This is a genomic window from Kitasatospora sp. NPDC001119, assembly GCF_053598475.1.
The window spans coordinates 83222-101616 of the sequence record NZ_JBSFKI010000004.1 but is presented as its reverse complement, the minus strand read 5'-3'; the positions used below and the strand labels follow the sequence as shown (position 1 = coordinate 101616).

19 protein-coding genes are annotated in these 18395 nt (G+C 74.0%); 7 read left to right on the top strand and 12 right to left on the bottom strand.

What is annotated here, in order from left to right:
* Positions 1–52: 52 nt before the first annotated feature.
* The 8 genes from ACWDD9_RS06490 to ACWDD9_RS06455 all read right to left on the bottom strand — a co-directional run bounded on the left by ACWDD9_RS06490 (position 53) and on the right by ACWDD9_RS06455 (position 6635).
* Positions 53–874, bottom strand: coding sequence for a hypothetical protein (locus ACWDD9_RS06490; RefSeq protein ID WP_449810956.1), 822 nt, complete (start codon positions 872–874; stop codon positions 53–55).
* A gap of 96 nt (positions 875–970) precedes the next feature.
* The gene (locus ACWDD9_RS06485) at positions 971–1273 is read right to left on the bottom strand and encodes a hypothetical protein (protein ID WP_117485848.1); all 303 of its coding nucleotides are present in this window, start codon (positions 1271–1273) and stop codon (positions 971–973) included.
* Positions 1274–1397: 124 nt separating this feature from the next.
* Positions 1398–2348 (bottom strand): SDR family NAD(P)-dependent oxidoreductase, encoded by a 951-nt coding sequence (locus ACWDD9_RS06480; protein ID WP_449810955.1) that lies wholly within the window; start codon positions 2346–2348, stop codon positions 1398–1400.
* 124 nt (positions 2349–2472) lie between these two features.
* Positions 2473–2961 carry a hypothetical protein gene (locus ACWDD9_RS06475; protein WP_387825383.1) on the bottom strand — a complete coding sequence of 163 codons (489 nt, stop codon included), beginning with the start codon at positions 2959–2961 and terminating at the stop codon, positions 2473–2475.
* A gap of 154 nt (positions 2962–3115) precedes the next feature.
* Positions 3116–3841 carry a carboxylesterase family protein gene (locus ACWDD9_RS06470; protein WP_449810954.1) on the bottom strand — a complete coding sequence of 242 codons (726 nt, stop codon included), beginning with the start codon at positions 3839–3841 and terminating at the stop codon, positions 3116–3118.
* A gap of 91 nt (positions 3842–3932) precedes the next feature.
* Entirely contained in the window at positions 3933–4544 is a 612-nt protein-coding gene (locus ACWDD9_RS06465; RefSeq protein WP_049649109.1) for a hypothetical protein, read from the bottom strand.
* A 142-nt stretch (positions 4545–4686) separates the two neighbouring features.
* Entirely contained in the window at positions 4687–5385 is a 699-nt protein-coding gene (locus tag ACWDD9_RS06460) for a response regulator (protein ID WP_449810953.1), read from the bottom strand.
* Positions 5382–6635, bottom strand: a complete 1254-nt coding sequence (locus ACWDD9_RS06455) for a sensor histidine kinase (RefSeq protein ID WP_449810952.1) — start codon at positions 6633–6635, stop codon at positions 5382–5384. The genes ACWDD9_RS06460 and ACWDD9_RS06455 overlap by 4 nt, the downstream gene beginning before the upstream one ends.
* A 164-nt stretch (positions 6636–6799) precedes the next feature.
* Here ACWDD9_RS06455 and ACWDD9_RS06450 point away from each other — a divergent pair, with 164 nt between their 5' ends.
* From ACWDD9_RS06450 to ACWDD9_RS06440, 3 genes are all read left to right on the top strand, one after another.
* Positions 6800–7768, top strand: coding sequence for an ABC transporter ATP-binding protein (locus ACWDD9_RS06450; RefSeq protein ID WP_449810951.1), 969 nt, complete (start codon positions 6800–6802; stop codon positions 7766–7768).
* The gene (locus ACWDD9_RS06445) at positions 7765–8547 is read left to right on the top strand and encodes a hypothetical protein (protein WP_449810950.1); all 783 of its coding nucleotides are present in this window, start codon (positions 7765–7767) and stop codon (positions 8545–8547) included. Before ACWDD9_RS06450 ends, ACWDD9_RS06445 begins: the two co-directional genes overlap by 4 nt.
* 126 nt (positions 8548–8673) lie before the next feature.
* On the top strand, positions 8674–9321 hold the full coding sequence (locus tag ACWDD9_RS06440) for a 2'-5' RNA ligase family protein (RefSeq protein WP_375877740.1): 648 nt from the start codon (positions 8674–8676) through the stop codon (positions 9319–9321).
* Between the two features lie 73 nt (positions 9322–9394).
* Here ACWDD9_RS06440 and ACWDD9_RS06435 read toward each other — a convergent pair whose 3' ends face one another.
* Together ACWDD9_RS06435 and ACWDD9_RS06430 are read right to left on the bottom strand one after the other, a co-directional pair.
* Positions 9395–10297 carry a dihydrodipicolinate synthase family protein gene (locus tag ACWDD9_RS06435; RefSeq protein ID WP_375877741.1) on the bottom strand — a complete coding sequence of 301 codons (903 nt, stop codon included), beginning with the start codon at positions 10295–10297 and terminating at the stop codon, positions 9395–9397.
* Positions 10297–11094 (bottom strand): aldolase, encoded by a 798-nt coding sequence (locus ACWDD9_RS06430; protein WP_049649115.1) that lies wholly within the window; start codon positions 11092–11094, stop codon positions 10297–10299. Before ACWDD9_RS06430 ends, ACWDD9_RS06435 begins: the two co-directional genes overlap by 1 nt.
* Positions 11095–11349: 255 nt before the next feature.
* Between ACWDD9_RS06430 and ACWDD9_RS06425 the strand changes: the two genes are divergently transcribed.
* Positions 11350–11931, top strand: coding sequence for a helix-turn-helix domain-containing protein (locus ACWDD9_RS06425; RefSeq protein ID WP_074002663.1), 582 nt, complete (start codon positions 11350–11352; stop codon positions 11929–11931).
* Between the two features lie 128 nt (positions 11932–12059).
* Here the strand turns inward: ACWDD9_RS06425 and ACWDD9_RS06420 are convergent, their stop codons facing one another.
* On the bottom strand, positions 12060–12872 hold the full coding sequence (locus ACWDD9_RS06420; RefSeq protein ID WP_449810949.1) for a hypothetical protein: 813 nt from the start codon (positions 12870–12872) through the stop codon (positions 12060–12062).
* 536 nt (positions 12873–13408) lie between these two features.
* Here ACWDD9_RS06420 and ACWDD9_RS06415 point away from each other — a divergent pair.
* On the top strand, positions 13409–15346 hold the full coding sequence (locus tag ACWDD9_RS06415) for an ABC transporter ATP-binding protein (RefSeq protein ID WP_449810948.1): 1938 nt from the start codon (positions 13409–13411) through the stop codon (positions 15344–15346).
* A 65-nt stretch (positions 15347–15411) separates the two neighbouring features.
* Here the strand turns inward: ACWDD9_RS06415 and ACWDD9_RS06410 are convergent, their stop codons facing one another.
* Positions 15412–16251, bottom strand: coding sequence for an SDR family oxidoreductase (locus ACWDD9_RS06410; RefSeq protein WP_387970506.1), 840 nt, complete (start codon positions 16249–16251; stop codon positions 15412–15414).
* A 94-nt stretch (positions 16252–16345) separates the two neighbouring features.
* Here ACWDD9_RS06410 and ACWDD9_RS06405 point away from each other — a divergent pair, with 94 nt between their 5' ends.
* Entirely contained in the window at positions 16346–16711 is a 366-nt protein-coding gene (locus tag ACWDD9_RS06405; RefSeq protein ID WP_049649118.1) for a winged helix-turn-helix transcriptional regulator, read from the top strand.
* 158 nt (positions 16712–16869) lie between these two features.
* Positions 16870–18321 (top strand): eCIS core domain-containing protein, encoded by a 1452-nt coding sequence (locus tag ACWDD9_RS06400; protein ID WP_449810947.1) that lies wholly within the window; start codon positions 16870–16872, stop codon positions 18319–18321.
* The last annotated feature ends 74 nt before the right edge of the window (positions 18322–18395 follow it).

Here is an 18395-nt window from a genome sequence, read left to right as displayed (position 1 = left end):
ACGCCGCCGCCCCGGGAGGCGATTCCCGGGGCGGCGGCGTACGCGGTCGGGGTCAGTCCAGGAAGCGGCGCAGCGAGTCCGCCATGGCCCGGACGAAGCCCTCCCGGACCTCGTCGGCGACCAGGTCGAGGGAGAGGTAGGGGTTGAGGTCCTCCAGCTCGACCAGGAGCAGGCGCCCGTCCGGCGCGCGGCAGGCGTCCACCCGCTGGATCCCGTGGGCGAGCGTGTTCCAGTCGACGAAGCCGCGGGCGAACGCGAGGTCGGCGGCGCTCGGCTCGTACGGCTCCAGGACCCAGCGCCGGGCCGGGTCGGGCGTGTGGAGGGCGTACTGGAAGGCGTCGTCCACGAAGTAGAACGAGACCTCGTACCGGAAGTCGATCCGCGGCTGGACCAGCACCTCGCCCCACTCGACGCCGTCCAGCTCCTCACGGGTGAGGAAGCGCAGGCCTATGCTGTCGGCGCCCTCCTCGGGCTTGACCGCGTAGCGCTCGGCGGCGGGCAGCCGGTCGAGGTCCTGCGGCCGGTCGACGGTGGGGATGACCGGGTGGCCCGACGCGGTCAGGTCCAGCAGGTACCGCTTCCCGGCCATGTCGCCCCGCCCGGTCAGCGGGTTGTAGACGCGTACGCCGTCGGCCAGCGCCTGGGAGCGGAACCGGGCGTACTCCTCCCGGTAGTGCAGCACCGGGCCGCTGTTGCGCACCACGACCCCGTCGAAGCGCCCCATCAGGGCCCGGGCGTCGAGCGGGTGGCACAGGGCCAGGTCGAAGTGCTCCCGCAGCCGGGAGGTGAGGAGGACGTCCTCGTCGCCGTAGCGCCGGCCGCGGGCGGGGTAGGCCAGGTCGGTCACGTACAGCAGGCTGGGCCGGTCGGGCACGGGGGCTCCCTCGGTCGGTGGTGAGGGAGCGAATCTACCGGCCGACCGGAATCCCGCCGTCCCCGCCGCCTGTCCGTACGGCGTCCGTGCGTCGGCTCAGGCCTGGAAGGTCCATTCGTTCACCAGGTCGAGGTTGCGGAACACCGGCGGCCCGTCGCACAGGGCGGCGGCCCGAGCGGCGAACTCCGAGGTCTCAGGGCGGTCGGAGTTCCGCATCGCCGCCTCGTGCGAGGGGAACTCCACGATGTTCAGGTACACGTTCTCGCCGTCGCGGTCACGGGTCTGCAGCGAGCGGGTCGCCAGCCGGTGGCCCGCGTTCTTCTCGACCCAGCTGTCGATCAGGGCGTTGAACTCGTCGATCCGACTCGTCCGGTACTCGATGATCTGGATGAACCTCACGGGTCAACCTCCTCGGCTCCGCGCGGGGCAGCCGGCCGCCCCCTCCAGGGTCCCCCCGGCGCGCGCGCCCTGCCACCTCCTGGGAGGGACGGGCACCGGGGGAGCCGCCGGGACGAAGCCGCCGCTACAGGAGGGCCAGGTCGGGCTCGACGCCGGCCGCTTCGCAGCTGGCGTCCCACAGGCGTGCGGCGAGGGCCGGATCGGTCATGTGGGCGCGGACCGGCTCCAGCTCCGGTGCGCCGCGCAGGCCGAAGGCCCTGGGCCCCCACAGCTGTCCGCCGCGCACTCGCGGGTCCAGGACGGCCCGGACGATCGGCCAGGCCCCGCGGTCCTTGCCCTGGAGCAGCAGCCCGGCGGGCGCGCCCCGCAGCCGGCTGCCGCGGGTCGCCGCGTGCACCCCCGGGCGGGCCGGGGTCAGCGAGTCCAGGGCGCCGCCGGGATGCGCCACCAGGCTGAGCACGGTGCTGCCGCGGGCGCGCAGGCGGCGGTCGAGCTCGAAGGCGAAGGACATCTGCGCCAGCTTCGACCGGCCGTAGGCGCGCTTCGGGCGGTAGTCCCGGGCCGACTGGAGGTCGTCCGGGTCCAGCCGCTCGGAGCGCGCCGCGAAGCTGCCCACCGTCACGACCCGGGCGGCGGGCGCCGCGGACAGCAGGGGCGCCAGGGCCCGGGTCAGCGCGACGTGCCCCAGGTGGTTGACCCCGAACATCAGCTCGTGGCCGTCCTTCGTCGTGCACCGCGGCGGATCGTCGAGCGCGACACCGGCGTTGTGGACCACCGCGTCGAGGCGGTCGAGTCCGAGACCGTCCGCGGCGGTCCGCACGGACGCCAGGTCGGCGAGGTCCAGTCGGAGGTGGCGCAGCCGCGCGCCGGGGACGCGGGAGCGGATCGAGGCCATGGCGGCCGAGGCCTTCGCCCCGTCCCTGCTTCCCAGCACCACGACGGCCCCGGTCCCGGCGAGCTGCTCCGCGACGAAGTAGCCGATCCCGGCGTTGCCCCCGGTGACCAGGAAGGACCTGCCGGCGGCGGAGGGCAGCCGGTGGACGTCCCACGGCCGGCTGGGGTGGGTGGAGGACATGACGGGGGCTCCTTCGGCTCGGGCGGTGCGTCGTCGGCGACGCACCGCCCGGCCAATGAACAACGCGCCACCCACAGACCGCTGATGGATCACCGTCACCACCGGCAGACCGCCGACACCGTGCCTAGTACAGGTCGGAGCTGCGGATCGTCGCCCAGCTGATGCTCCGGCCGCCGCTGGGGTTGACGAAGACGACCTTGAGGCCGCCGAGGGCGGAGACCGCGAGGCTGGCCTTCGCCAGGGAACTTGGCTTGAAGGTGTCGGCGCTCCAGCAGGGGTGGCTGTTGACGTCGTAGACGACGAAGTTCCCGTCGCCCTGCATGATCGCCTTGTAGCCGCAGCCCCAGGTCTTGGGCGCCTGCCACACGGCGTGGACGAGACTCGGGTCCTGGTAGGCCCGGTAGAGGACGAGGTTGCCGTCGTTCTGCAGGACCAGCTGGGTGTCGCCCGCCTCGATGTGGCCGCCGCGGTAGAGGATGCCGGGCTCGTCCAGGTACGCGGCGGGCGGGCCGTCGGCGTGCGCGGTCCCCGCCGACGCCACCGTCCCGACCAGGGCCAGCATGCCGGCCGCGATCCCGAGCACGGTGTGCCGCAGCTTCTTCGTCGTCTTCATGTCCCCGTGTGCCTCTCTCGTCCGTTCGCGCCCGTGAACGTGTGGGGCGCGCTCTGCGGGATCGATCGTGCGTGACGGCGGTAGACAGACGATCAACGCCCAGGTGGACCGGCGTCAGCCGAGGGCCCTGGGCGAGCGGACCTTGGCCATAGGCCTAAGCGGGTTCCACGTGGTTGTCCGCGGCGGCCGCGGTGGGGGCGGGGACCGTTCGGAGGGTGGGATCGCCGGGGCGGGACTGGGCGAGCAGCCAGTCGTAGACCTCGGGGTCGTCGTACGTCCGGGTCCAGGAGTCGTGGCCGACGCCCGGGTAGCGGGTGAACCGCACCGGGCCGCCCAGTGCGCGCAGCTCGTCGACCAGGCGCTCGGTGTGCGAGACCGGGATGACCTCGTCCTCCTCGCCGTGGAAGGTCCAGACGGGGACGGCGGTCAGGCGCGGTGCGGACTCCCGAAGCCAGGAGCCGCAGACCGGTACGGCGGCGGCGAACCGGCGCGGGTACCGGGCGGCGAGCGCCCACGAGCCGGTGCCGCCCATGCTGAGGCCGGTCACGTACCGGCGGTCCGGATCGATCCGGACCTCCCGCTCCACCTCCGCCAGGAGGGCGGCGAGGCTGCTCAGCTCCGCCACCCAGGAACTGTGGGCCGGGCACTGGGGGGCCAGCACCACGAACGGCAGCCTCGCCCCCTCGGCGATCTGCCGGACCGGGCCGTGCGCGGCCAGGACCGCCGGGTCCTCGCCGCGCTCCAGGGCGCCGTGCAGGAAGAGCAGCAGCGGCCACGGCCCGGGCCCGTCCTGGTAACCGTCCGGCAGCGACAGCAGGTACCCCAGGTCGTTGCCGTCGTCGTCGACGGCGAACCGGCGGTGCTGGAACGGTGCGGACATGGGGTTTCCTCCCGGACGCCGGGTCAGGGGCGGGGCCGCCCCCGTCACCTGTACCCGGTCGGCGCCCCGGTATCGCCCGGTGGCGGCCGCGTCAGGAGGTGGTCCGGGCGGTGCAGGTGCCGAGCTGGTCGCCGGGCCGGAGGGTGCCGTCGCCGAAGGTCTGGTTCATGACGGTGGCGAACTCGGGCAGGACGCTCATCCAGATGTCGGAGAGCGCGAGGTTGACGCGCGGCGGCAGCACGGACTGCACGTCCGGGCTGATCCGGGGCCGGGTGGGGATGTTGTACACCGGGAGGCGGGTGCCGGCGGGGTCGCTGCTGGTCTGCACGACGAAGGTGCTGTCGCCGGAGAGGCTGCCTTCGAGGTTCGAGACCTGCACGTAGTGGCCGGAGGCGTCGGTCAGGGTGAAGCCGCCCTTGGCCGCCGTCCGGATGTAGACGGAGTTCGCCAGGGTGACGGGGTTGCCGACGGAGGTGAGGTCGATGGTGACCGTCCCGGTGGCGTCGACGTCCCGGAAGGACGCGGCGTTGCCGCCGGGTGTGAGGGCCTTGAAGGTGATGCCGGGCTTCGCCCAGGTGAGCGTGCACTCGGCGCTGCCGGTGGCCATGTTCAGGGTGACGGGGGCGCCCGCGAAGGCGACGTGGGCGAGGGCTATGGTGCCGACGAGGCCCGCGGCGAGGGCGGCGACGGTTTTCGGGGACATCTGCGGGGACTCCTGGTGTGGCGGGTGGCTCCCCCCGGGCTCCCAGCGTTCCGGGCCCGCTGACGGGCGGCAAACCCGCTGCGCCGAGTAGCGTCATCACCCGCTGTCACGGGTGGCGGGGTCCAGGAGCCCGGGGCGGGTGTCAGGCGACCAGGGCCGCCCGGTAGGCGGTGATCACCAGGTGGACGCGGTCGCGGGCGGCGAGCTTCGCCAGCAGGTGGCCGACGTGGGTCTTGACCGTGCCTGTGCTGACGCACAGCCGCTCGGCGATCTCGGTGTTGGTGAGCCCGCGGCCGATCAGCGTGAGCACCTCCAACTCCCGTCCGGTGACGGCCTGGAGGACCCGCTGCCGCTCGCCGTCGCGGTCCGCCGGCGGTTCGGCGGGGCCGGTGGAGGCGGCGGCGAACGCGCGGATCAGCCGGCGGGTGACGCTCGGGGCGAGCAGCGCCTCCCCGGCGGCGACCACCCGGATCGCGGTCAGCAGGTCCTCGGGCGGGGTGGACTTGAGCAGGAAGCCGGAGGCTCCGGCGCGCAGCGCGCCGTAGATGTACTCGTCCAGGTCGAAGGTGGTGAGGACGAGGATCCGTACGCCGCTCTCGGCGGTGATCCGCCGGGTGGCCGCGAGGCCGTCGGTGCCCGGCATCCGGATGTCCATCAGGACCACGTCCGGGTGCTCGGCGCGGGCCAGCCGGACGGCCTGCGCGCCGTCGGCGGCCTCGCCCACCACGGTGAACCCGTCGGCGGCGGCCACGATCCCGGCCAGGCCGGCCCGGACCAGCGCCTGGTCGTCGGCGACCACGACCCGGATCGGCGGGGCGGGGCGCTCCCCGGCCGCCGTCATGACGCGGCCTCGACGGCGGCCTCGGCCAGCGGCAGGACGGCCCGGACCCGGAAGCCGCCGTCCGGGCCCGGCCCGGCCTCCAGGCGGCCCCGGTACAGGCCGACCCGTTCGGCGATCCCGGCCAGGCCGTGCCCCTCGCCTGTCCCGGCACCGGTTAGGGTGCCGCACCCGGGGTCGGTCACCTCCAGTACCAACCGGTCCTCCTCGTACGCCACGTCCACCCGGGCCGAGTCGGTGCGCGCGTGCCTGGCCACGTTGGTCAGTGCCTCCTGGACGATCCGGAACGCCGACAGCTCGACGCCGTCCGACAGCGGCCGTACCCGGCCGCCGACCCTCAGCTCGACCCGCACCCCGGCCTCCGCGCTGGTGGCCACCAGCCGTTCCAGGTCGGCGAGTCGGGGCGCGGGGGCGAACTCGGCGCCCGCTCCACGGTCGGCGCCTTCGGCCGGGGCCCCGCGCAGGACGGTGAGCAGGCCGCGCATCTCCACCATCGCGTCCCGGCTCACCGCCTGGATGGCGTCCAGTGCCTGCTCGGCCTTCGCCGGATCCCGGCCGATCACGAAACGGCCGTACCCCGCCTGGACGTTGACCACGCTCATGCTGTGCGCGATCACGTCGTGCAGCTCCCGGGCCAGTCGGATGCGCTCCTCGGCGAGCTCCTCCGCGAGCTCGGCCCTGGCGAGGTCCAGCTGGTGACGGCGCAGTTCCGCCCCGTACGCGCGGTAGCGGGCCGCCGCGCTGCCGAGCGCCCAGGCGGTGACGACCGCCAGCGCGGCGAACACCAGGTTGTTCCACAGCTCCCGCGAGCCGAACCCGCTCAGCCCGGCGCCCACCAGCCCGAACGCCAGCGCGGCCGCGCCGATCCGCGGCGCGCCGACCGCCGCGACCAGGTAGACCGTCATCGTGGCGGCGAACACCACCTGGAACCCGGCCAGGTTGGCGATGGTCAGCCGTCCGGCCACCGCCACGACCACCACCCAGGCGGCGAACACCACCCCGGCGGCGGCCACCGGCGCGAGCCGCCGCAGGCCGGCCGCCGCGCCGACGACGACCACGCACCCCAGCACCGTCACCAGCTCGGTCGCGGTCGGCTCGGCGTAGCCCCGGTGGTGCGGGTCGAACACCCGGTAGGCGTCCAGCACCCGCAGCCAGGTGAGCACGGTCAGGGCCAGGGAGACCGCCAGGTCGACCAGAACCCAGTGGCCGGGGCGGAGCCTTCCGGTCACCGGCGGGCGCGGGATGTCGGACATCGCCCCAGGCTAGCGGCGGCCCGCCGCCGGGGCATCGCCCCCCAGGCCTACGACCACGGGCAGAGACCGGCCCCCGTCCGATGCCGGGATTCCGCCCACGGTGGGAGGCCGGGCCCCCGGCGCGGACGGGAGCGTGGAGGCACGCCACAAGGAAAGGCAGCACGATGATCGAGGTACGCGACCTCAGCAAGCGCTACGGCGGCACCCTCGCCGTGGACGGACTCACCTTCACCGTCCACCCCGGCCAGGTCACCGGCTTCCTCGGACCGAACGGCTCCGGCAAGTCCACCACCCTGCGGATGATCCTCGGCCTGGACGCCCCGACCGCGGGACGGGCCACCGTCAACGGCCGCCCGTACGCCTCGCTGCGCCAGCCGCTGCGCGAGGTCGGCGCGCTGCTGGACGCCGGTGCCGTCCACCCCGCCCGCTCCGCCCGCCACCACCTGCTCGGCCTCGCCGTCACCAACGGCATCGGCCCCCGCCGGGTCCGCGAGGTGCTGGAACTCACCGGTCTGGCGACGGCGGCCCGGCGCAGGGCCGGGCGCTTCTCGCTCGGCATGAAGCAGCGCCTGGGCATCGCCGCCGCCCTGCTCGGCGACCCGCCCGTCCTGCTGCTCGACGAACCCGTCAACGGACTGGACCCGGAAGGCGTCCAGTGGATCCGCACCCTCCTGCGCGACCTCGCCGCCGAAGGACGGACCGTCCTGCTCTCCTCGCACCTGATGAGCGAAACGGCCCTCACCGCCGACCACCTGGTGGTCATCGGGCGCGGACGGCTCGTCGCGGACGGCTCGACGGCCGACTTCCTCGCCGAGTACGCCCGCACCGACGTCCTGGTGCGCTGCGCCCGTCCGGCGGAGCTGGCCCGGCTGCTGCGCGCGGCCGGGGCGGCCTCCGTCGGCGAGGAGCCCGCCGGAGCGCTGGCCGTCGTCGGCCTGGAGCCGTCCGCCATCGGCGAGCTGGCCGCCGGGCACGGTATCGGTGTCCACGAACTCGCCGTCCGGCAGGCCTCGTTGGAGCAGGCCTTCATGGATGCCGTCGGCGGCGCGGTTGACTACCGGGCCACCTCCACGCCTTCCGTCACGACTCCCGCCACGGATTCCGTCACGTCTCCCGGAAAGAGGACCGCATGAGCACCGCACCGACCACCCGGGGTGCCCTGGCCGGGGAGTGGGTCAAGCTGCGCAGCGTCCGCGCGACCCCGCTCGCGGCGGCCGTGGCCCTGGCCGCCGCGCTGTTCATCGGCCTGATCGACTACGCGAGCGCGGCCGACAACTGGGCCTCCTGGAGCGCCGAGCAACGCGAGCGCTTCGATCCGGTCCGCTACGGCTTCTCCGGCGGCTTCTACGTCGCCGTGCTGGCCGTCGGCACCCTGGGCACGCTGGCCGCCTCCAGCGAGTACACCACCGGCCAGATCCGCACCACCCTCGCGGCCGTGCCCCGGCGCGGCCAGGTGCTCGTCGCCAAAGCCCTGGTGGTCGGCGGGGTTTCGGCGCTGCTCGGGCAGCTGCTCGCCTTCCTGACCTTCCTGCTCGGCCGGCGCGCCCTGAGCGGCCGGCACCTCGCCGTCCCGCTCGGCGCCCCGGGCGTGGCGCGCGCCGTGGTCGGCTGCGGCCTGTTCCTGTCCGCCTTCGCCCTGCTCGGCCTCGCGCTCGGCTTCGTCCTGCGTCACACGGCGGGCGCGGTCGCCGCCCTGTTCGGCCTGTTCTTCCTCTCCCCGGTGCTGCTGGCACCGCTCGGCGACGGGGTGTCACGGTTCGGCCTGCAGAGCGTCTTCGAGGGCCTCGGCACCACGGTCGCGTCGGCGGGCGCCGACCGCCTCGGCCCGGTCGGCTGCTTCGCCGCCCTGGCCGGCTACCTCGCCGTCGCCTTCACCCTGGCCGCCCTCGGCCTGTCCCGCCGGGACGCCTGACGCCGGGGCCGGTACGGAGCGGGGGATCCGCCCGTACGCTGAACCCCGTCGTACGGTCGACAGCCTCACCCCGGACGGGCCGCCGCCCCGCCGGGCCGCCACCGAACCGGATCAGCAGGAGGCGACGTGAAAGCGTTCCACCCGACCTTCGGACAGCGGCCCTGGCCGGGTGGCCTGCGTGCCCTCCAGGTGTACGCCCTGCCCGACCTGCCGGCGGGCTCGGCCCTGCACACGCTCCTCGCCGGCCTGCGCGAGGCCCTGGCCGGCTTCCCCGTCCTGCCGGTGCCGGACGAGCGGACGCACATCACCCTCGACATGCTCACCTCCGCCCCGGCGGACGCCGTCACCGACGCCGAACGCCGCGACCTCGCCGACCGGCTGCGGGCCGCGGTGGCCGGGAGCGGGCCGATCGCCCTCCAGGCCGGCTCGCCGCTCGCCTACCGCACCGGCGTCCGCCTCGACCTGCACCCCGACGGCGACCTCGCCGCCCTCCAGCACCGCGTCCGCGGCGCCGTCCACCGGGTCTTCGGCCCCGACTCCACCGCGTACCCGCTCGGTGTGCTCCACACCACCGCCGCCTACGCGGCCGCCGACACCGACAGCGACGAGCTGGCGCAGGCCATCCACCGGGTCCGGCCCGGCCACGCCCCGTTCACCGTGAACCGGATCATCGTCAACGAGGTGTTCTGGCGGCGCGTCCCGGTGCCCGGTGCGGACCTGCCGGGGTGGCGGATCTGCTGGGACACCGTCGCCACCGTCCGGCTCGACCAGTAGGCCCTGGTGGTGCCGGCTCCCCTGTGCGGGGACGGGTGTCCTCGCACAGGGGAGCCGGTGGGGGCGGGCACCGTCAGGCGGCGGAGGGCGGGAGGAGGCCGGTGAGCAGCTCCCGCAGCTGCGCCGTCTCCTCCGGGGGCAGTGGCAGCAGCGGCGGCCGGGGCGGCCCGGCGGGGCGGTTCCGGATCTCCAGGCCCGCCTTGACGGTCCGGGGGAGGCCGTGCCGGACGATGAACCGCAGGAAGGGCAGCAGCTCCCGCAACAGCGCGTCCGCGCGCTCCTGCTGTCCGCCGACGGCCGCGGCGTGGAGCTCAAGCACCGGCTGCGGGACGAGGCAGGGGGCGGCCGTGCACCAGCCGGCGGCTCCGGCGCGGAAGGCGTCCAGGGCGAGCGGGTTGCTGCCGTTGTAGACGGACAGCTCTCCGTCGGACAGCTCCCGGATGGCGCGGAAGCGGGACACCTCGCCCGAACTCTCCTTGACCATCGTGAGGTTGGGGATCTTCCGGGCGAGCGCGACCACCGTCTCCGGGCGCAGGTCCACGCCGCTGGTGCCGGGGTTGTTGTAGAGCATCATCGGCAGGTCGGTGGCGCGGGCCACCTCGTCGTAGTGCCGGGCGAGTTCGTCCGCGGTCAGCTTCCAGTACACCTGGGGCAGCACCATGATCGCGGTGGCGCCGTGGCGGGCGGCCACCCGGGCGCGGCGGACGGCGCCCTCGGTGCTCCAGTGGGAGACGCCGACGAGGGTGGGCACCCGCCCGGCCACCGCGTCCAGGGTGGTCTCGCAGACCGCGTCCCACTCCTTCCCGGTCAGGTAGGCGCTCTCGCCGGTGCTGCCCAGCGGGGCGACGGCGTGGCTGCCGGCGGCGACCAGGTCGCCGGTGAGCCCGCGCAGTGCGGCCAGGTCGACCTCGCCGGTGGCGGCGTCGAAGGGGGTGACCGGGTAGGAGATGATGCCCTGCAGGGGCGGATTGGTCATCAGAGGTCCACCTGTCCGTTGACGCAGTCGGGGTGAGTGCGCAGTGCCTTGCGCGCGTAGTACGCGAAGTTCGCCCGGCTGCGCCGGTCGGTGGAGGTCCAGTCGTGGGCCTCGCGGGCGAGCGCCGGGTCCAGGGGCTGGATGGTCCCCGCCGACATCGCCAGCAGTTGCAGGCGGGCGGCCCGCTCGATGAGCAGCGCCAGGGTGCACGCCTCCTCGATCGTGGAGCCGGTCACCAGCTGGCCGTGGTGGGCCAGCAGGACGGCCCGCTTGTCGCCGAGGGCGGCGGTGATGATCTCGCCCTCCTCGTTGCCGACCGGCACGCCCGGCCAGTCCTTGAGGAAGGCGCAGTCGTCGTACAGCGGTGTGGTGTCCATGTGGGAGACCACCAGCGGGACTTCGAGCATGGCCAGTGCGGCGGTGTGCAGCGGGTGGGTGTGGATGACGCAGTTGACGTCCGGGCGCGCCCGGTAGATCCAGGAGTGGAAGCGGTTGGCGGGGTTGGGCATGCCCGTGCCCTCCAGGACCTCCAGGTCCTCGTTCACCAGGAGCAGGTTGTCCTCGGTGATCTCGTCGAAGCCCAGGCCCAGGCGCTGGGTGTAGTAGGTGCCCGGCTCGCGCCCGCGGGAGCTGATCTGCCCGGCGAGCCCCGAGTCGTGGCCGCCGTCGTACGCGATCCGGCAGGTGAGCGCCAGCTTCTGGCGCGTGGTCAGTGTCGAGTCCCCGAAGTGCCGGTCCATCTGCCGCGCGGCGCGGTCGACGAGGACGTCCTTCGAGTCCTGCAGGGTGTTCGCCATGTGTGCTCCGGTTCTCCGGCCTCGCCCCGGCGGCCAGGCCTGTGTCCGGAGCCGCGGCTCCGGAGGAAACGTTGTTCACCATAGGACACAAGGTTTCCTGGGACAAGAGCGGCGAGTGCGATACGGGTCGCGAGGGTGGGCGGGGCGACGGCCGGCGGGGCCTCCCGGGTGGGCCGGCGGCGCCGCGGCGTAGCATGGCCCGCCAGAGGACACGGTGTGTCATCGGAGGTGGATGGCACGGGAGAGGAAGAACCAGTGATCAACCGGGTGCGGCAGCTGCGCAAGGAACGGCTGATGACCCTGGAGGCGCTGGCCGAGCGGTCCGGCGTCACCAAGAGCTACCTGTCGAAGGTCGAACGCGGCCAGAGCGTTCCCTCGATCGCCGTGTGCGCCTCCCTCGCCAAGGCCCTCGAAGTCCCCCTGGACAGTCTCTTCGCCGAGGCCGAGGAGCTGAGCGAGGTCACCGTCACCCGGGCCGCGGAGCGTCAGGCCCTGACCGCCCCGGACGAGCCCGGCACCCGCTACGAGGGGATGGCGCTCGACGCCGGCGCCAAGGGCATGACCCCGTTCATGCTCTACCCGCCGCTCGACGACGGCCCCGCCCCGTTCCGGGACCACCCCGGCGAGGAGTTCGTCTTCGTCCACGAGGGACGGGTCGAACTGGTCCTCCCGTCGCGCGCGATCACGCTCGACCCGGGCGACTGCGTCTACCTCAAGGCCACCACGCCCCACCGGCTGCGCTCGCTGGGGGCCCGGCGCGCCACGGTGCTCCTGCTGGTCTCCAGCGACCACGGGGCTCCGGACGACGCCCGGCCCCCGTACTCCCGGCTGCCCTGAGCCGCGGCGGGCGCGCCTGTCCGGGCTCGCGCTCCGCCGCGGGCGGTGACGCCGAGGTCGCCGCCGGCGCCACCGCCCCGGGGGCTCGTCGTCCCGGGTGGGCCGACTACCCGGCGCTCATCCGACGCTCACCTGGCGGTCTTCGACAGCGGCACCGCCAGCTGCATGAGGTTCGGCAGCCGGCCGAGGATGTTGTCGCCGCTGAGGAACAGCAGCCGGTCGCCGAGCCGCGTCACCACGATCTCCTCGCTGTGGTAGGGGCCTTGGGGCACCTTCTTGACGTCGACGGCCTCGTCGCCGAGCCCCGGCACCGGCTGCAGCGTCACGGTCAGCGGAATCGCCTTCCCGTCGATCCCCTTGCCGGTGAAGGACGTGCAGCGGTCCGCGTACGCCCGGATCTCGCCGAGCAGCTTGGCCGCGTCGCCGGCGTGGTAGGCGCCCAGGTAGACCTCGACCCTGTTCTCGCCGTCGTAGACCTCGTTCGTCGCGCCCGAGGCCCTGTAGTCCAGGGAGAGGACGCTTCCGGCGAGGCGCATCTGGGTGCACGGCTCCTGGGGCAGGACCGGCTTGGCCGGCTCCTCCAGGACGTAGGTGCCGGAGTCGTTCTCGCTGCCGTTGCCCTCGATCCGCCACCCGGCGGGCAGCGTGGCGGCGGTCGGCAGCAGCTCGCGCAGGGCGGCTCCGGTGGGGATCGGCGGGCCGGTCGGCGCACTGCTGGGCGAGCCGAACGCCGGGGCGCCGGACGCCTGGAGCGTCGGCGTGGACGTCGGGGCGGCACCCGGGGAGCCGGCGCCGCCCGAGGTCGCGGACGGTTTGTCGGGGACGGCTCCCGGGCCGGTTCCCGACCCCGCTCCGGGGTCGGAGGAGCACCCGGCGACGACGGCCGCGGCCATCGCCGCCGCGCCGACCACGAGGGGAATCCTGACGTTGTTTCGGACCATGGACACAAGAACCCTTCCGCACAAGCTCACTGACGGTGAGCATCGTGCCCGATCCAGTTGGCCCGGGACATGAGTATCCGTACTCAACTCCTGCCGCCCCACCCGCCTCAGGAGCCTGGCAGCGCGGCAGCCCCTCGGGCAGCAGACCAGCCGAACGGGTGAATCCGGCGACGGCCGTGCGCCGCCCGTCCGCTTGGCATATGCGCTGAACCATGCCCGGAACGTGCTCGAAAAGTCCCCGTTCGACCCGGGCTCGCCCGGAGGCGAATCCACTTGAACGCCGCGCTCGAACAGCACCATCATCGGACGCCCAGCCGCCCGTAACGACTCCGTCGAACCGGTCAACTCAGCCTGAGGAAAGGCTACTTGAGCTTTCCTGTCGGCCGGGGCCGGTGAGTCCGCACGTTCGCGCACCGCTCCGCTCCTGGAGGATCTGTGGCCTGTTCCCCCGCCCCGTCGATCCACGTCCCACCCGTCCCCGGGGCCCTGGTGGCCCGCCTGCCGCTGGCCCCCGCTCCGCGCGAGGAGGCGAACGCTTGAGCACCACGACGGCGGCGGCCGAGGCCGCCGACGAGGAACTGCAGTGGCTCGCCGACGGACGCCGCATCGCGGCGATCGAGGCGATCAGCGTCAGCGCGATGGCCCGCCGCCTGCCCGCGCTCGTCGTCCGCGCCTTCCGCCTCGGCTGGCGCATCGACCGCACCTCCGTCGCGCTGCTCCTGACCTGCCAGGCCGTCTCCGCGGTGCTCGGCGCGGCCGGCCTGTTCGCGACCACCGGCACCATCTCGGCCCTGTTCGGCCCGGGGCAGGTCGGCGACAAGCTCACCCGCGCGGCGCCGTCGATCCTGGTCATCGCGGCGGCGGCCGGCGCCCGCTCCCTGCTGGGCATCACGATCCGGACCATCACCATCCACCTGTCGCCCCGCATCTCCCGGGAGGCGGAGGCCGCGGTGCTGCGCGCCACCGTGGCGGCCGAACTGACCGCCTACGACCACGCCGGCTACAACGACGAACTGGAGGCCGCCGACCGCGGCGCCGAGGTCTGCGTGGACATCGTCGGAGAGGCGCAGAACCTGCTCGCCTCCCTCGCCTCGCTCCTCGGCGCGGCCGGCGTGCTGACCGTGCTCCACCCCGCCCTCCTGCCGCTGCTGGTGCTGGCGGCGCTGCCCCAGGGCATCGCGTCGGTGCACGCCGCCCGGGTGCAGTTCCTGGCGAACCGGGCGGCCGTCGGCGACCGCCGGATCATGGCGAACCTGCGCTGGTACATCCACCTCAAACGCAACGCCGACCAGGTCCGCTCCGACACCATGGGCGAGTTCCTGCTCGTCAAGTACGACCAGGTCGGCCGGCGGCTGGACGCCACCTCGCGCCGCGCGGCGATGCAGAGCGCCCGGGTGTCGGTGATCGGGGCCGCCGCCTCCGGCCTCGGCACCGCGGTGGTGTGGGCGGCGATGCTGTGGCTGGTCAGCACCGGCCGGATGAGCCTGCCGCGCGGCGGAGCGGCGGTGTTCGCCCTGACCGCTGTCAGCACCAGCCTGCGCGGCATCGTCGGCTACGGCGCGGACCTCTTCCGCACCGGCATGTACCTGGACGACTGGTCGAGCTTCCTCGACACCGCCGGCGGCCACCGGCCCAAGCGCGGCACCGGGACGCCCGAGGCCCCGCGCCGGATCGCGGTGGAGAACCTCGACTACGCCTACCCCGCCTCCGACCGCAAGGCGCTGGACGGGGTGAACCTGCACGTCGAACGCGGCGAGATCCTGGCCCTGGTGGGGGAGAACGGCTCCGGCAAGACCACCCTCTCCAAGCTCCTGGCAGGGCTCTACCTGCCCGACGCCGGAGCGGTGCGGTGGGACGCGGCCGACACCCGCGACCTCGACCCGCACGCCCTGTGGCGCCAGGTCGCCGTCGTCCCCCAGGACTACGCCCGCTGGCCGCTGACCTGCCGCGAGAACATCACCCTGGGCCAGCCCACCGCCGAGGGCGACGCGGCGGTGCTGCGCGCCGCCGACGCCTCCGGGGCCGCCGACGTCGTCGCCCGGCTCCGCCGGGGCCTGTCCACCCTGCTCGCGGTGGAGTGGATGGGCGGCGAGGAACTGTCCGGCGGACAGTGGCAGCGCCTGGCCATCGCCCGGGCGTTCCACCGCGAGGCCGGGCTGCTCGTCCTGGACGAGCCGACCGCCGCCCTCGACCCGCGCGCCGAGCACAGGATCTTCCAGAACCTGCGGGCGGTCGCGCGGGAGCGGGCGGTCGTCCTGGTCACCCACCGGCTCACCAACGTGGCCGTCGCCGACCGGATCGTCGTCCTGGAGGACGGGAAGGTGCTCCAGGAGGGCACGTTCGCGGAGTTGGTGGCCGAGGAGGGCGGCCGGTTCAGGGAACTGTGGGACCTGCAGAACGAGCGCACCGGCCTTCCCACCCAGCGTGGAGGTGCCGCGGTCCGGTGCGCTGTGCCGGAGGAGGACGCGTCGTGAACTCCCGCATCCGGTGCCGGTAGTGGACCGACAGGCCCTGGACGCTCCGGCGGTGCCGACCGGGTTCAGCGGAACGCGGCGGCGTGCCGGGCGGCCCAGTCGGCGAAGGTGCGCGGGGCGGTGCCGAGGACCCGCCGCACGTCCGGGCTGACGCGCAGCTCGGCGGGGTTCGGGGAGCCGAGGATGTCCAGGGTGTCCTCGGCGAGCTCCACCGGCATGCTCCGGGCCATGGCGGCCCCGGCCTCGTCGCGGGTGAGGTCGTGGAACCGCACCGGCGTGCCCAGCGCGGCGGCGACGGCCTCCGCCTGCCGGCGCGGGGTGATCACCTCCGGACCGGTCAGCTCGTATACGGCGCCGGTGTGCCGGTCGTCCACCAGGCAGGCCGCCGCGACCTCGGCGATGTCCGCCGGGTCGACGATCGGCACACCGACGTCGCCGAAGGGGGCGGCGACGACCCGGTGCGCGCGGACGGACTCGGCCCACCACAGGGCGTTGGAGGCGAAGCCGCCCGGCCGCAGGATGGTCCAGTCCAGGCCGGAGTCCCGCAGCGCGTCCTCCACCGCGCGCATCGCGATCCGCGTCGGGCCGAAGGGCCTGGTCGCCACGCCCTGCGAGGAGAGCAGGACGATCCGGCGGACCCCGCCGGCCTCGGCCCGGCCGATGATGTCGGCCGGGCCGGCTCCGGCGGCGTGCAGGTCGCCGGACAGCAGCAGGAACAGCGCCTCCGCCCCGGCCAGCGCCGGTGCGAGGCCGGCCGGATCGGCCAGGTCGGCCGCCACGTGGCGGACACCGTCCGGCACGGGCGCCGCGTGTCGCGACACCGCCGTCACCGGCAGGCCCGTCTTCGCCAGCGCCCGCGTCAGCGGTCGGCCCACATTCCCGGTAGCCCCGGTCACCACGATCATGGTCAGCTCCTTTTGCCCGACGGACTCTGTGGCCCTCACGCTAGGAGCGGCGGCTAACCCTTGGTAAGGACGTACCTTGACGTAAGCTCAGGACATGGAGGTAGGTGCGCAGGACAAGCAGGCCGAAACCGGGCGGCGGTATGAGGTGTTTCACACCGACTGCCCCGCGCGCGACATGGTCGACCACGTGACCAGCAGGTGGGGCATCTGGGTGCTGATCTCCCTGCGGGCCAACGACCTCAGGTTCTACGAGCTGCGCGAGAGCATCCAGGGCATCAGCGAGAAGATGCTCGCCCAGACCCTGCGCGCGCTGGTCCAGGACGGCCTGGTCTGGCGGAAGGTCGAGCCGACGACGCCGCCCCAGGTCACCTACGGGCTGACCGAGTTCGGCCGGGACCTCGGCGAGCCGCTGGAGGACCTGTTCGGCCGGATCACCCGACGGCTGCCGCCGCGCGGCTGACGGTTCGCCCGGGTCGGGCTCGGCCGTCGGTGCTCGTCGGGACGGACGTGTTGCCCGTACGGGCAGTGCATCGTGCCCTCGCGCCCCTTACCCGCGACCGCCGCACCGGGTATGTAGGGGGAACACCACGAAACTGCCGTCCCGACGAGCGGAGTTCCATGCACGCGCACGAGCCGACGAAGGACGAGAAGCAGCCGCAGCGCACCCCCAGGAGCGCGGCCACACGGTCCGGGGAGGCCCCGGGCAGCCAGGCGCCCGACGAGCTCCTCGGACTGCAGCGCACCGTCGGCAACGCGGCCGTCGTCCGGATGCTCCAGCGGAGCGGGCACGGGCACCGGCACGGCGCGGGCTGCGGCCACCAGCCGCCCGTGGAGGAGCCGGTGCAGCGCTCCGCCGTGCACGACGTGCTGCGCACGCCGGGCAGGCCGCTGGACGAACCGCTGCGCCGGGACATGGAATCCCGCTTCGGCGCCGACTTCTCCGACGTCCGTCTGCACACCGGCTCCGCGGCCCGCGACTCCGCCGCCGAGGTGGGCGCCCGTGCCTACACCTCCGGCAGCCATGTCGTCATCGGTGACGGCGGCGCTGACAAGCACACCCTCGCCCATGAGTTGACGCACGTCATCCAGCAGCGCCAGGGTCCGGTGGCCGGTACGGACAACGGGTCCGGGCTGAGCGTCTCCGACCCCGGGGACCGCTTCGAGCGCGAGGCCGAGGCCAACGCGGTCCGGGTGATGAGCCGGATGCCCGAGCAGAGCGACCACGGCCTCGAAGAAGCCCCCGTCCAGCGGAGGGCGGACACCACGGCCCGGGGTACGGCGCGCGCCGCCGGCGCGACGGCCGTCCAGCGCTACGCCCAGGTCACCACCGAGGAGTTGGGGCCCGCACGGGTCTCGCAGAACGGCCTCTACCTCCTGACCGCCGATCCCGGGGCGGACACCACCGTCATCTGGGTCGCGGAGGGCGCCCCGGCGCCCCGGTACTGCAAGGCCACCGGGCAGAGCGGGCAGATCGCGGGACGCACGTACGCGGAGTACGAGCCGAAGACGTCCTTCCTCGCGGACTGTGCCCACACCGCCGAGGAGATCATGCACCGGCAGCGGCTGGCCCTCGGGCAGGACGCCAGCGAATTCGCCCTGGGCGGCCACCAGTTCGGACTGGGCGACGCGGAGAACGCGCAGGGCGCCGCGGCCTACGCGAACGCCCGGCCCGGCGGCCCGAACGCGAACGGCGAGGAACGGCCGGGCCCCGGCCAGGCGTTCGCCATCGTGGAGACCGCCTGGGACGAGGACTTCGAGCACCCGGACAACACCAGCGGGTGGCCCTACCACGTGGCGGCGGTCGTCGCCGAGGACGGCGACGACCGGATCACCGTGGAGCAGGCCGCGGACGGCAACGACGCCAAGGCCCGGCAGGGGTACGAGGGCATCGTCGACATGTATACGGCGGGCACGGACCCGACCAACGGGCAGGCGCTGCCGCACAGTTTCCACGGGCGGAACACCGGCGGCCCGGTGCAGCACTTCTCGGCCGGCGCGATCACCGTCATCCTCCAGCCGATCAACGTGGGTGCTCTGAACAAGGAGACAGGCAGCCGGAAGCTCATGTGATCCGGCCCGGCCTGTCCGCCCTGACCCTGATGGCGAACTCGCCTGCTGTTACAAGGAAGTGACGTTCCGTCCAC